This is a genomic window from Pseudomonas endophytica (assembly GCF_001411475.1).
Lineage (GTDB): Bacteria > Pseudomonadota > Gammaproteobacteria > Pseudomonadales > Pseudomonadaceae > Aquipseudomonas > Aquipseudomonas endophytica.
Map to the genome: position 1 here is coordinate 67,036 of NZ_LLWH01000165.1, position 16,017 is coordinate 83,052.

Genomic DNA, 16,017 nt, shown 5'->3' on the forward strand with positions numbered 1-16,017 from the left:
GGAGGGATGTAACAATGGCGCCAGTTAGCGCTGCTAGCTGAATAACTAGTCGAGAACCAGGGTTTGATGCGGGGTAAAGCGTGATGTGCAATGAAGCAAGTTGTAAACCCTGTGGTTGCGCGAGCGCTCCCTTTAAGGTGAGGCCCACATTGCGCATTCAGGGAGGCGAAATGTGAGCCGAACTGGCGATTGATACGTGTGCTTCCGTCCATATGGGGTTGTAATTTCCTGTAATACTCGTGAATACCTTTTTAGCTATAACGCATTTGAGCCGTCTAAATCAAGGTTCGTCTGTTTGTAGCCGCCAAGGGGCACTGCTTTTTTGGCGGTAACGCGACGCTGGCACAGCCCCAGTACGCGGTATCCGTTGCACCACAGCTTGTCGGGCGAATCAAAATGCCTTATCTGTAACAAGCAGCGACATCTCCTCGCACATATTGGGCTACGTCTGGCTTTTAAGGGCGTCGGCCCTTGGTAGCTTCAAAGCATCCAGTGGATTGTCCACTTGGCGCTCAGGAGCTTGCTCGCAATGCCCGACTCATCTTCTCTGTTGTTTACACTTATCGACTCCGGACAACCCCCGGCTCCAGGCAGGTTTGACTTCAACACAACAATGGGATTGCTACATCTGCAATCGGTCTTCGACATCATTCGCTTAGCCAAAACTGAATTTATCCAACAGGTAGCTCAATACTGTGATGACGATGCTGGGCAGGCCTACGACAACGCCTGTGGATATGCTGCACAGTTGGAGTTCCTGCACCGCGAACGCGCATTGTCCGATGAAAGCAACACTCGCAATAAACGCAGCCTTAATAGCGAAGCACCGACCGGCCCCACTTATGCAGCGTTGTTCAAAGAAGATTGGAGCAACCTCTGTGAAACATCTTCCATCGCCGCGCTTGACTCACCAGCAGCTTACTTGCGGGCTTTATACCTGTTTGCGCTGCAAGTAGAGAAAACCGGAAAAGGGACCGGCAAGCGCATTGTCTTGGAAGCGCGCCGGCCCACGCTCAAAGACATGGTGATAGACAGCACGAGCCTCACCAAGCAACTCCCCATGCTGACCATCGTCAATGAGACCTTAAACAAGCATTTGCAACCCCACCTGGACAGAAACACACACCTTTACAGCAACAAATCAGTCAATGAAGTGCTAGCAATGACTCGCTACCCCTTCGAGTTACCCTTTGATCTGGCGCACCAGCAATGCCTACTCGGCTTGAGCGCTAATAAGCCCAGTTTGGGTGAGTTGAACTATCGGTTGAGTCTGAAACTACCGACCGGAAACTCGTCCGAAAACAGATATGGAGTCATCCAACACCCAGCCTATGAGGCTCAACTGTTGTTATCCGGTTTAAGCCCTGAACAAATAACCTTGTTAATTGAGCCGTTGTGGACAGAGCAGAAATCAGCATTCAAAAACCACTATGGCAGCGATGAAAGAGCGCTCACACAACTGGCTCACTTCATGCTACAGACCGGGCTAAGCACCGACCAAGTAGATGAACTGCTGGCACGGGGTAAATACCGGCCACAACCCTCATTAAATATACGGCCCGCGCTGCTGGGCACTGATCACACCAATCTAGATGGCGCTCGCTTCATCAATACCTCGGGCGAATCAACACCGCGCATAAACTTAAAGACTAATCGCGATGGCCAAGTTGAACTGCTGAACACCTCTGCACAGCGCTTCGATCGGTTGCAGCGAATGATTCGGTTGCAGCGTTGGCTAGACTTACCGTTTGCACAACTGGACAACCTGCTATTCAGTGCTTGGCGCTGTGAAACACAACCTGACGAGACGTTTCAGGTCAATGACAACACCTTGCGCGCACTGGGTATCTATCGCCACTTAAACCGCTGTTACGGCCTTAAGGCTGATGAGTTTTCGGCGCTGCTCTATCGCTTACCGACCCATGCGATTGGCAACAACGACAGTCTGTTTGATCGAGTCTTCAACCGTGGGCAATTGCTTAACACCCCCTTTGAACTTGATGGCCTGCCTCTGGAGACGGATGCGACAGATATTGCTACACAGACCGCTATCTTTCAGATCTGCGCAGGGCTGGGGCTCAGCCATACCGCTGAGTCTTTCGGTGTCGTGGCCGCAGGTGCGCGTCACTACAACGGTGTCCTCAACAAAGACCTGACAACACTTTCATCTTTTTACAGACAAACGCGTATTGCCAGCCTCTTCGGCCTTTCTGTCATGGAGTGCGCTCAGTTAGCAGAGTTGTTGGGGGATGCAAGCACCAAAGAACAATGGGTTAAGCCCAGCTTGCGTCCCTCTGGCCAAAATTCCCCTGCTGACTTTCTTGATCTTTTGATGCAAATGGACTGGGCAGTCAATTGGTTAAAACGCAACGGCACCACCGTGCAACAACTGCGCTATCAACTCTTACTAAAAAAAAGCACGCCGTATACGAGCAAAGTAAAAGAGCAGCTAAAACTACTTGAAGAATTGCACAAGGAGTGTCAGGCACGACGTCTAACTCCAGAAGATATCGAGGCTATAAAACTTCCTAAAGACTTGGTCAACAAACTGCCTCACGCTGAATTCTGGGGCTGCGTGATTGCTAGAGGAATAATAAGAGAACTGCCACTATTGCCACCACAGGCTTCATTGGAAGTGCTTGAAAAAGCGATTTCAGCCGCAGTTGATAACCATGTAGAACTCAGCGTAGAACCCGCACTTAACACACAACTAAAAAACCAAGTAAAACGACAGCTCGAACCCGTCTTAATCTCGGCCTACCAGCGTTTGCAGCCCCTAAGAGCGCGCATCGAACAACTGTTCAAAGACACTTCACATGGCAACGATGCAGAGCAAGCGTTAAGGCGTACGTTCAAACATGTCACTTACTTACTCGGGCGCACACTTGATCAACCGTTTCCACTCCGGCGATTCAAAAAATTACTGCTTTCAATCCCCGATGCTGAAACCACATTACAGTTGCCGTTAACTCGCCAAACCCTGCAAGCATTTTTGGTTAATCCACACTGGCTGGACAACGAAAACAGCCAAAATTCGATGCTTAACTTCTCGTTTAGCACCCTCTTCCTATTTAAAGAATTTAATCACTGCATCAACGCTTACGGGCTGACCCAAGACACTCTACTGAGCTATTTCGACGTCTCTAATCCGATCCCTGTCGTCGGCGAGTCCGCCGATTTATCAACGCAGTGCAATACCTTGCTGGGGGGGATGCTCGCATGGGACACCCATGAAATTGAGGCTCTGGCTAATCGTTTACCTTTGCGCAGGGTGCGCTCCATGAGGGAGTTGGAGTGGGTGATGCGTGGCCATGAAGTCGCTAAAGCCACCGGCCTATCGTGCACAACCCTACTCATGGCAACCGACTTACACGCACAAATCGCCAGCGCTGATTGGATCTTGGTCGGCAAAGCCGTCATCGCGGCACAAAAACAATAAAGTTTTTTTACCGAACCGTTCAAGGAATGATCATGTCTCCCACAATCAATCAGCAACTCAATGAAAAACTGCGAGATGCTCAACTTGCCTTCTATCTCACCCATGCCGTCCCCGAAGATCCAGTGTTGCAGAGCCTTGGGCAAGTACAGGTACTCAAAACGGCTGACGATCTCTATAGCTATTGGCTAATGGATGTTCAAGTTAGTCAGGCGGTCCCGACCACTCACGTGGCTTGCGCGATTTCCAGTGTGCAGCAATATATAAATGGCATCTCATTAGGGCTTGAGCCAGGCTATGAAACCGAAGGAATGTCTCACGCTCAACTGGCAACCTGGCACGACAGGTTAGGTACCTACTCACTCTGGCATGCAAACCAGCAACTGCGGTACTTTCCATCCTCATTTTTAAATCCAGAACTACGTATCAACAAGACCGAAAATTTTCAAAAAATTGAAAACGATATTAATCAGTGCCGCATTAAATCAAACACTATTTTGTCCGCCGTACAGAATTATCTGAGCCGCTTCGAAGACATCGCCAACCTGACCACGCTCAATGGCTACATTGATGGCAACATCAATGAAATGGCCGAGAGTACCTATTACTTTGTGGGGAAATCCAGGGCCGAAAACACCTACTACTGGCGCTCGCTCGATATGGCCAAACGGGCTTTACGTCTGCCGCAAGAAGGTCAAAAAGCTTCGAAACAGGATACGCCCTTAGCGTCTGCATGGTCTGACTGGGAGAAAATTCCACTGCCCGCTTCGCAGATCATCCCGGACCGAAGTGTGCGCCCGGTGAGCTTCAACAATCGGGTGTTTATTATTTGGGCTCAAGTCATAAGACCCACCCCTTCGTTCACGACTAGTACTCAGTACTTCTCCGCTGAAAAAACAGATAACGGCCTTGAAAACAAAGCGCGTTTAGAACTCGAACGTAAGAGTAAATACTCCAAAATTAGCCTCCATTACATCTATAAAAAATACGATGGCAGCTGGAGCATGCCATGCGTTTGCAGCGATGATTACTGCGCCTTGGCGATGGGGGCCGAAGAAATCATTGACGCCACAACGACCATTGCCACGCTAGACTCAACGACTCAGCCTGAGTCACTGTTCCTGGGTTTAAGTATCAAAAAAAAATTGCCGACTGCAACCAGCACCGTTACTGATATTAAAAGAGATTTTTATCAAGCCGTTAGGCTCGATCTGCAATTTAGTATTGAGCGTCTGTATTCAGTTGGAACAGTTGAAGACTTCTTTCCTTGGCCACATCAACGTGAGGTTGCCAAACGCTATTTTTCAATTTTTGGCAATCACAACCATTCGAATTTGAATTTTCATGCTCCCGCCAGTCAGACCGCGGAAGTCACAGACTTTATAAACACGTCACCTCACACCGCACTGAGTTACTGGAACCATGAAAACAAACAAAACCATATCAAAGACTTCACCAACACTGGCGACTTAACGTTTAACACTACCACGTGCGCACTGGAATTAAAGTCTACCCTGACGGCCGACTTCCCTAGACATCAAACCCTTTCATTTAGAGCCAGTGACCCAAACTTTGGGCTTCATATAAAGCTAATAGTCATCTTTAGCACCGATCATCCGAAATATATCAACTTGGCCCAAGGGTCCTTCGTCGAACTCAGAATAGTGCCCATTACTAATTTGTCGTTGCGCAGTTTGACTTTTACTGATTCAACAACCAACCTGACGCTGTCCGATTTTATCAAACCCGCTGACGGTACCCATGCACTCAATTTACCGATGGACTGTCAAGCTAACCTTGCAACAGTCTCTTTAGAGAAATGCCAGATCGACCTCACTGTATTCACTCATCTGTTCAACGCTCACAACACGGCGTACTCGATTAATATCGGAGTTGAATCAGGTGCGGCCCCAAACTCGTTTACTTTCGAAAATGCAGAAACTAACGCTTTGGAGCGTGCGTACAAGCACATCGTCCTCATACCTCTAGACAGAGAAACTCCAAACCCGCGAAATATTTACCGTGCTAATACACTGATTCTTGGTGAATCCGGTGATTCGCGCCGCTACCTGCCAAACACCTCGTCTGAGCTGAAAGCGGAACAGTCAATCACAGCTCAAATTTATTTAGACCCCTTATCGCTTCGACCGTACGGAGAGTCGAAATCTCCATTGCCCACGTCTTCTGCTCAGGCACAACTCACCTTTATGCACGGCGTGGTCATTCTTGAAATTGATTTGAGTGATTCGCAGTCCTACTTACGGGGTTATGCACTCAAGGCGCTAACCGTCACATTGGATAAAAATGCTAAAACTATTGTTCCAATAGCGCCAAGACTCAAACGCATTGCGTCAAAGGTCCATGGCGCGATCGAGTACATTGATTTTAGCGGATCAATGATTGAATACAGTGATTCTCCAGATCAACTGAAGGCTCGCGCACCTATTCGTATGAACACCTGCTTTGCTGCAACATTGACAAAAGCGGCCAGCGTCAGCCTCGACGCGGTGTTCACATTAACGTCTGAAGCATGGTTAGAACCTTCTCTGACGGAAGAGGGTCCTGATGAACCACTGGATTTCCACGGTGCGCATGGCAAGTACTATTGGGAACTGTTTCTGTATCTTCCTTGGCTGGTCGCCTATCGCTTGAACTTGGAGCAGCGCTATGCAGAGGCCCAGACATGGCTGCATTACCTGTTCGAACCGGGAGGTAAAACTAACGCTGATGGTGAAGGCTCCGATTACTGGAAACTTAAAGCGCTCTCAGCCCCCGTCAGAGAACTGAGTTATGTCCTTGATAGCCCTTACGATCCGAACCAAATAGCCTTAAGCGCCCCTATTCATTTTCGTCAGGCCTTATACCAGTTGTATCTGGATATTCTGATCAACCAAGGCGATGCCGCTTACCGGCAACTAACCCCCGATAGCCTAACCGAAGCCAAGCTCTGGTATGTGCGTGTCAAAAGACTGCTCGGAGTAAGGCCAACCCTCACAACGATTGATCCGTGGGCTGCGATCACCCTTGAAAAGCTGAGTGCCACACCGTCCAACGAACTGCGCAATTTAGAGGCACGCCTCAGCCAGAAACAATCAGCACTGGCAATTCTGAGTCGCTTTCCCACCAGCGACAATCTGGCTGCACTCACCACTGACACACCCTATTTACGGCGACCTTTAAACCCTGGCCTGATGACACGCTGGGACAAAGTTGATAGTCGGTTGCACAATCTACGTCACCATCTGGACCTGTCAGGCAAGCCGCTGCAACTTGCTTCGTATGCCACGCCGCTTTCGCCTCACTTGCTGCTGGCATCGGCCGTTCAAGACGGCGGCAAAGGCAACACTGCGGCCTTAAGTACGCAACAAGCTATGGCCGGGCATTACCGGTTCCAGGTGATGCACGCCCAAGCAATGATCGCTGTCGATAACTTGATCCAATTCGGTAATACCCTGCTGTCGTTGCTCGAGCGTAAAGAGCAAACAGAACACGTGTCCCTGCAACAGGCCCATGCATGGGACCTAAGCACCCTTGCGGTAGGGCAACAGACTCAAATGCTGCTCGTCGATGACAATAACCAGACTGCCTTACGCGCCGGACGTCGAATGGTGGAAGGCCGAGTCAAGTACTTCGAAAAACAGCTTCAGGAAGGTATCAACCCAGGTGAAAGCCGAGCCACGCAGGAGCATCAGGAGAGTGCGGCCTTAGAAAACGGCGCCTATGCGGCGCAAGCTGCTGCCGGGCTGATCATGATGGCCCCTAATATTTTCGGCACCTCCAACGGCGGGATGCGATTGGAAGGTGTCATGCATGCAGTGCAGGCGACTATCCAAGGTGCCGCCCACATCAAACGCTCCAGTGCGTTTCACCTTGACCGTACCGAGCAATTCAATCGCCGTAACCAGGAATGGTCGTTCGCTTTAGAGCAAGCCAAACTGGAACTCAGCCAAATTGATGTGCAGCTTAAAACCTATGCGGAACAAAATAGAGTCACGCGTTTGCAACTCGTACAGACTCAAACAGCGTTAGCCCAAGCCAAAGCGACCTACGAAATACTGAGCAAACGCTTTTGCAACGCTCAACTCTATCAATGGCTCAATGGCCAGTTTTCTACCTTCTACTTTCAAGCGTATGACATGACTCATTCGCTGTGTTTAGCGGCTCAAGCCTGCTGGCAGTACGAGCGAGCTGAATGGGACATAACATTCATTCAAAACACCCTGTGGAACTATCAGTACAGGGGGTTGGCTGCAGGTGAAGCACTCAAACTCAATCTGCTACAAATGAATGCTGCATACCTGAAAAACAATTCGCGGGCACTGGAGATCAGCAAGACTGTTTCACTGCGAGGGCTATACGACAAAGAGCAAAAAACTAAGGAGACCTTGCGAGCCCAAAATTCGCAGAGCACCGATGCACCTAAGGAAGCGACGAAGAATAAGGAGTGGACCAAACTACAGAGTCAGCTCAAAACCGAAGGCACAGTTGATTTCGAACTCACTAAGGCACTGTTTGATGCCGATTACCCGGGACATTACCAACGGCGGATTAAAAGTATCAGTGTGTCACTACCGGCAACATTGGGGCCGTATGAGGACATTAGGGCGACGCTGACCCAGACTTACAACATGATTCAATTCTCCGAGAAGTCTGAGGACAAGATTGAGAACTTACACGTCAATGAGCAAATTGCGCTGTCGACCGGGCTCAATGACAACGGCCTGTTCACCCTCAACTTCGATAACGATGAGCGTTATTTACCTTTCGAGTACACCGGGGTCGTGTCTCGCTGGCAACTGGCATTCCCAAATCATGCAGATCAGACCAGCCTGCTGGACTCTCTGACTGACATCATTGTGCACGTGCGCTACACCGCTAAACGCGCAGGAGGTAGTGCATGACCACTCCAGCAAACCAGACCCAAGTGCAGACACCGTCTCTGCCCAAGGGTGGCGGCGCCATTCAGAGTATTGGTACCGGTTGGGGCGCCGTTGGCATGACCGGGCAGGCGTCCTTCGACCTTGCGCTACCGCTGTCTCCCGGTCGCGCTTACGCTCCGTCATTGAGCCTTAGTTACCGCAGCTCGCTGGGCAATGGCCCGTTCGGTATGGGATGGGGGTGTTCTGCAGGCGCAATCGTACGCAATACTCTTAAAGGCGTACCGTCATATACCGAACAGGATGGGTTTATCAGCGCCAGCGGTGAAGAAATGTTCGCCGAGCAAACTGGCCAAGGCGTTACCACCACTACGGTGACTCAGTACAACGGTTTAACGCTTAATAAGCCGCATACCGTGGTGCGCTATTTTCCGCGCATTGAAAGCACCTTTGACCGTATCGAACATTGGTCTTCGAGTGAGGACACAGCGGGTTTTTGGCTGGTACAGAGCGCAGACGGCAGTGTCCACTTGTTTGGCAAAACCTTAGCCGCACGCTGCTCAGATCCCGCTGCTCCAGAGCATGTCGCACAGTGGCTGCTTCAAGAAAGCCTGAGCCCTCACGGCGAGCATATTTACTATCACTACAAAAACGAGACGCTCACTTCAGACCCGAGCCCCCTGCGGGACTTTCGCGCCCAGCGCTATCTAGCTCGCGTGTGCTACGGCAACCTCAAGCCGCTAGAGCATCTAATGCTGTGGAACGTTGAGGCTGCGGCCGATAAGCAATGGCACTTTGAGTTGGTGCTGGACTATGGAGAACGAGCAACTGCACTGACTGAAAAACCTACTTACCTAGAGTCCAAACCTTGGCTGACGCGCGAGGATCCGTTTTTCAGTTATACCTACGGCTTTGAAATTGGCAGCCAACGTTTGTGCCAGCAGATGCTGATGTTTCACTACTTCCCTGAAGAGCCGGACATGGGGCCAGACCCGGTACTGGTCCGGCGTTTGTTGTTGCAGTACCACTGCACCGAAACCGGTGGCAACTTGCTACAACGCGTCTGTAATCAAGCGTATGACGCTACCAATACCGCCGCAGACTGGCCGCCGTTGGAACTCACCTACAGCCCTTTTGCTCTGGTGATAGCACCTCAAAAATTTCAGCCGTTCGACGCATTAAAGGTGCCTGCCAGCGAGCGAGGTTACCAGTTGGTGGATCTGTACAGCGACGGTTTGCCGGGCGTGCTGAGTCGCACCGATAAAAACTGGTACTACCGCGAACCGCTTAGAGCCGAGCCTTCTCTCACCCCTGACACGGTGAGTTACGGGCCGGCTCAAGCACTGGCCAGAATCCCTATTGCAGACCAGTCCCAACCCACGTTGCAAGCACTTGCCGATTTGAACGGCGATGGACAGTTAGATTGGGTGCTTGCACAGCCTGGCATGAGTGGCTTTTTTACCCTCAACCGTGATCGGAGCTGGTCTGGCTTTGCGCCCTTCTCAGCCCTGCCCCAAGAGTTTTTCCACCCCGAAGGGCAATTGGCCGACTTGATGGGCAACGGTATTGAGGACCTTGCCCTGATCGGCAGTCAAAGCGTGCGGTTGTATATCAATCAGGGCAGCGCGGGGTTTACTAGCGGTCAACAGATAACCCACGCTCAAGACGATGATGCGCTGCCGCAACCCGGTAACTCGGCAACTGAACTGGTGGCTTTCAGTGATGTGCTGGGCAGCGGGCAACAACACCTGATCCGTATCCGTCATGACCGGATAACCTGTTGGCCGAACCTGGGTCGCGGGCGCTTCGGCAGAGGGTTTGTGTTCGCCAACCTACCTTTCGCCTACTCCACCTTTAATCCGTCATGCGTCCTACTGGCCGACCTAGACGGTTCTGGCGCGGTAGACCTGCTTTATCTCAAAACCGATGAAGTGCTTATTTTTCTGAACCGTTTTGGCAATGGCTTGCAATCGTCACCTACCCGCCTGAAGTGGCCGGAAGGCGTGCGTTACGACCGTTTCTCTCAGGCCAGCACTGCAGACCTGCAAGGGCTTGGCTGTTCCAGCCTGATTTTGACCACGACTCACCCCACGCCGCGACACTGGCGTTATGACTTCGTCAATCAAAAACCCTACCTGTTGATTGGAACCAACAACAACATGGGCTCTAACGCGACCCTAAGTTATCGCAGCAGCGCCCAAGAGTGGCTAGACGAAAAGTCAGAGCGGCGAAAGGCTAATAAACCAGCAACGAGCGGCCTGCCATTCCCTCAACATTTAGTTAACCAGCAGCAACAACTCGATTTAATCAGCGGTAATCGAATGACCCAACAATTCCAGTACCGCGAGGGGTTTTACGACAACCGCGAGCGTACGTTCCAAGGCTTCGGCTTACTGCTTGAAACGGACACTCATAGCCCTGAGGGTGTGGCCTTAGAAGCCGAACACACTGAACCCTTAATGCGTAAAACCTGGTTCCACACGGGTAAACACGTTGATATGCCACGCTCTGACTACAACACTCAAGATAAGAGCGCTAAAGCGCTGGGCGCAACATTGCTTAGTCGTTTGAACCCACACGGTCAGCCAGATACGTTAATCAGCACACCAACTGAGGTAACGCGGCGCGAAATGAACAAAGCACTTAGCGGATCGCCGCTGCGTGAAGAGATCTACGCCGCCAACGATCCGCAGTCGACAGCGGTTCCTTACTCGGTCAGCCAGCAACGCTATGGCGTGCGCCTACTTGAGCCTGTGGGATGCATGGTGTTCCCCATCGAGTCGATCGCCTATCGCTACGAGCGTGAGCCGGAAGATCCGGCCTGCAGTCATACGCTCAACTTGCGCGTAGACGCTTATGGCGCCTTGGAGCATGGTGTGATCGTCAATTACGCGCGACGAAAGCGCGAAACCGATAGCGCTCCTTATAGCGACCCGCATCAGCAGAGATGGTGGCGCGATACCCACGATCCAGCTCAGCAAGCCTTTTACCTGACAGAAACCCGAGCCCAAGCCATTCACCTCGACGCGCCGCAACGCTGGCGCTTGGGTCTGCCTTATCGTCAGCGCAGCAATGCACTGGTGCTGAATAAAGGTACAGGTCCACACACACTTGAACCTGAGCGGATCAGCTACGAACACTTCACCGAACAGTCAGCCGACAGCTCTTTAGGCGCCAATGCCGAAAGGGTATTGGCAGGCGCATCTGTACAGTATTACTGCCTTGCGCAGAGTGCCGATGCGCTACCTGCAGGTCAGGCCAGCATTCAGGCACTGGCCCATCACAGTGAAATTGCAGAGCTGGATGAAGACGCGCTATCAGCCTATGACGACGTGCCTACCATGCCGGGGTCAGAGCCTTTTGACCTCGTCGCAGAGCTAACCAAGGCCCATTACCACCCCATGACCTTGTTTCTACCAGACCCAGCTCCGGATTTGGCAGAGCAACCGATCAAACAGACACTTTGGGCACTCAAGCAGAACTTTGCGACTTATACCGATGTAGGGCATTTTTACCGTGCCAATCACTTTCGAGCCTCCCAGGACCACGGTGTCACCACAGTGGAGTATGACCGCTATGACTTTCAGACACTTTCGGTCAGAACAGTAGATGGCTGCACCACCCAGGCAACCTACGACTATCGTTGTCTGTTGCCAGTACAGATCACGGACCCTCAAGGCAACGTTCAGCAAGCGCGTTATAACGCGTTTGGCCAATTGTTGGTGACCAGCATCTTCGGCCATGAAGACGGTAAGTCGGTAGGGTTTGAGCCGCTGAGTAACTACATTCGGCCAAAGGATGAGAGCCCGCAGACCGCCATTGCTGCTCCGCAGGCGGCATTACAAAAAGCGGCCAGTGCCTGCTTCTATCACCCTTTCAGTTGGATGCAACATCGTGAACCCGTCCATGTCGCGGTCTTACAGGCAGACCGCTACCCTTCCAGTGCGGACAGTGCCGATCTGATCATTCGCATCAGCCTGGCGTGCAGCGATGGGTTCGGGCGAGTCCTGCAAAATAAGCAATTGACCGTGCCTGGGGTTGCTTATCAAGTCGATAGCCAAGGCGCCTTAACACTGGACAGCGACAGCAAACCCGTGAGCCGGCACAGCGATCAGCGTTGGCGGGTAAGCGGTCGGGTCGAATACAACAACAAAGGGTTGGCGATTCGTCAGTATCGACCCTACTTTGCCGACCAGTACCGTTACCTTAACGACGCGTCACTGCGAGCCAGTGGCTACAGCGATCAATTGTTCTACGACGCACTGGGCCGCGTAACCAAGACCGTGAATGCCAGCGGCGATTTCAGCCGCCAGACTTATTGCACTTGGTATACCATCAGCGAAGACGAAAACGATACATACGAACCTGAATTAAATTAACCAAAAACCGTTGGATAAAGGTAACTCGCGATCTTTTGATCTTTTAAAAGCTCGCGAGACCACCTTGCACTCGAGTTGGCTTTAACGCCGATGAGGATCGCGAACGCCAAGCACACGGTAATTGCGTCCACCGGTGTGTTCAAGCATCAGCCGGTAAGCGCCTCGCCGGGTTGTGCCAGGGTAACCATGCAAGTCGGCAGACCAAAGGCCATCACTGTGTTTGTGCCAGTGCACAGCTCCATAGCGACCTTCCTGCACATGACCAATAGTGATTCCAATACTTGTGCCTTCAGGCCGTTGCATTAAATGCTCAATGGCTGATTCGTCAATATTGAATTGGGTCGCAGGCGCAGCAGGTATATCAACAGCTTGAGCAGCCATTTCATCGGCCGGCCCTTGCTGTCCTCTTCTACCCACTTTCCGTTTTGCAAGAGACGTCGCTGCTTGGGTTTCAAATTGGCTGGCACTGCTCTGAGTCGATGAAGTGCCAGCTTGTGCGGAGGCTGTGGTAATAGTGCGAGTTGGACCACGAAGCAGGACACTGCTGAATCCCAACCGTCTCAACTCCCTATGCGTAGGCAAACGACGGTTATCACCACTTTGCTGCCGTGAGATCGCGCTCGCTGAGCCAATATGTCCATAGATCTCTCCCGTACTAGGATTATCACTCGTCATTAACAGGCCATCGTTTGCGTGTTGCTGAAGACGGCTGTAAACGAAATTAACCAGCGAGTTTGTCTCTTCTCTACTCAGCCCGCTTTTCTGTGCCAGCCCTATCGTTTGTTCTGCGATCAATGCTGCGTACTCAAGCTGATCGTCATCTACGGGTGGCCATCCTCCTTGTTGATACCTTTGGTAATTGACCCACAAAGTTCTTGCTGCACCCAACGAAGCGCCAGCGACAGCCCCTGCCTCAGGCTGGCCAAATGCCCAGCCTGCAGACGCACCTAAAAGAGCCGTTACACCAACGAACAATATCAATGCGCTAATACTGACCGCTATGTTTAACGCTAACGAAAGCCCCAAGGTATCAGTGTGCGCGACAGGGTTATTAGCGACCATCGCATACAGGTTAAGGGCATCAACATCACCCGCCGGATCTGGACTGACCCAGCGCATCAGCCAAGGCGCGTAATACCGATAGCCGTAATAGTAGAGCCCGGTTGCATCTCGCTCCTTGCCGGAATAACGCACCGCCTTGAACTTAGCCTCGACTTGGCTTTTGGCAGCCCACCACGCCGTGCCGCCAAACGGGTAATACCCATCCTGACTCAGTAACGCAGCCTGCTCATCGAGTTCAAGGGTGCTGCTGGCTGTGGCGTCGATGAGGCTAAAGCGCAGCTGTTCGTCATCCATTCCAGCAGGACGCTTGTGTTCCCAAATCAACGCCCTAACACGGGTATGACCGGCTTCGATGGTGAGCACATTCAACCACTCGCCCGTGGCGAAATTACGGTGCAATTCCAGCCCAGTTAGATACCGCACTTCTTCTACCTGTTGCCGGTTTTTAGCCAAGCTCAAGCGTCGCTTAAGTACTCTCAGCCCGGAACCGTCATAACCATAAATTTCATCATCGTTAGTGCCGTCTTCACGCGCCACTTGGGTAACCCGAGACAGTTGGTTGCGCACATTCCAGCTCATGGCCTGGCCACGCGTGAGTGCCCGCAAATTGCCCTGTTGATCAAAGCTTTGGCGAGGGTTTAAGGGTGTATCGACAGCGCCAAGCATGCTGTGGTTACTGCGTGCAGCAATCGTCATACGCTGGGTGAAACCTTGCCCGCTAGACGGAACATGCTGCATCTGCACCAGATTGCAGCCCTCGTCGTATTGATAATGGCGGGTGTAATTGCGCATCAGAGAGCCATCGGTTGAGCCGAACAACACCAGCGCCGGTAACGCTGAGCCATAGGTGTGTTGAGCACTTTCTCGCCCGGTTGCTTTGATCAATTGATACAGCGTGTCGTACTGAAAGGTAGAGGTCGGGTCGATTTGAGTGTTGTTGGCCCATGTGGTCGGCTGCGCGGCGTCGTTAATACTCAGCACATTGCCGACGCGGTCATAGCGATAAGTGAGGTCTTGCAAAACAAACTTTTTGCTGCCGGCGCTGTGTGCCTTCAGCCTCATCAAGCGCCCATCTTGCGGCGCGTAGGTGGCTAGGGTCAGCACATTGTTCCCAGCTCGCTCTGCCTCGACCTGCCCTTGCGCGTTGTAGATGCGCTGGTCGAGTAAAACTTTGCGGGTTCCGCTTTTAAACGCCAGCACAGTTTGCATCAGTTCCCCAGCTGGCCCGTATTGCGATAGTTGGCGATTACCCTTGGCATCTGTTTGTTCCAGCAGACCGCCCAGCGCATCGTAGTGCCAAGCGCTCGTATAACGCTCACGCTCAAGTTGTTGCTCTCGCAAGTGGAGCGGCTCAGGCCAGTCGGCAATCGAGTCAGGCTTGAGAAAAGAACGAATTTGCTGGGCCATGGCACCTGACAATGCGTATTGCTCCAATAGCACGGTGCCTGCTGGATCATCGTGGCGAATCAGTCGACCACACTGATTGCGCGCTGCATGCTGAGCATCCACTGCCGCGTAAGTCAGACGCTCGACACAATGTTCATACGCTTGATCGGCCGCCTGTTCAAAAACGGCTTCCGGTCGCAGAAAAGCATCAAAGAGATAACGTCGCCGCGAGCCACGAGCATCCCAGACGCATAACAACTGGCCCGCATTGCCGCTTAATGAGATTCGCCAGCCGGCATCTATGCTTTTTGTAATTAAAACCCGGCCAGTCAGGCTATGACGCAGGCTCTGATTGGCCTGCACAGTGGTATCTAGGTTATGCAAGCGTTGCAAACGCGCGTCCCATTGATGTTGGAGTTGACCGGTGATGCCAAACGTTTGCCTCTGTATTCGCGATTGTGACTCATCCTGCGGATGGGCTCGGTGATAGGCCACCGTACGCAGGGCTAACCCTCTCGGGTCAACGGCCGTCAATGAAGGGGTGTGCTGATGTAATGAAGACATGAAGTGCGACCTGTTTTACACAATGATTCAAAAAGCCTAGTGATCAGGTCATGTGCAGCGGTGGTCTAGCGCGATGTTTTTTGTGTCGAAACAAGTACAGCATTTAGACCTACAAGCCGGATGTGCTGATGCTTATCCGTTATGCACTGCGTGCTCACATTACGCAGTGATCTTTACCTTGGAAGATCCGATCTTCACCGGTTGTAAACACAAATTTAATTGATAGCTTGCTAATAAAAGCCGCAGACTAGAGGGCTCGGCTGGTCTTTGTATCATTCTGAATGATATTAACCTTCGCTGGGTTCGATTCGTG

Annotated in this window: 4 protein-coding genes; 3 read left to right on the top strand and 1 reads right to left on the bottom strand. The window is 51.8% G+C overall.

Features of this window, described 5'->3' with window-relative positions; all coding sequences use genetic code 11:
* Positions 1–529: 529 nt before the first annotated feature.
* Genes AQS70_RS11860 through AQS70_RS11870 form a run of 3 tightly spaced genes read left to right on the top strand, consistent with a single transcriptional unit; the run spans position 530 to position 12,692 of the window.
* Positions 530–3,439, top strand: a complete 2,910-nt coding sequence (locus AQS70_RS11860) for a Tc toxin subunit A (RefSeq protein ID WP_082428093.1) — start codon at positions 530–532, stop codon at positions 3,437–3,439.
* A 32-nt stretch (positions 3,440–3,471) separates the two neighbouring features.
* Complete coding sequence (locus AQS70_RS11865) at positions 3,472–8,337, top strand: Tc toxin subunit A-related protein (protein ID WP_055102966.1); 4,866 nt, start codon at positions 3,472–3,474, stop codon at positions 8,335–8,337.
* Entirely contained in the window at positions 8,334–12,692 is a 4,359-nt protein-coding gene (locus AQS70_RS11870) for a SpvB/TcaC N-terminal domain-containing protein (protein WP_055102967.1), read from the top strand. Before AQS70_RS11865 ends, AQS70_RS11870 begins: the two co-directional genes overlap by 4 nt.
* 81 nt (positions 12,693–12,773) lie before the next feature.
* Here the strand turns inward: AQS70_RS11870 and AQS70_RS11875 are convergent, their stop codons facing one another.
* A complete protein-coding gene (locus AQS70_RS11875; protein ID WP_082428094.1) occupies positions 12,774–15,704 on the bottom strand; it encodes an RHS repeat-associated core domain-containing protein in 2,931 nt (976 codons plus the stop codon).
* Positions 15,705–16,017: the final 313 nt, after the last annotated feature.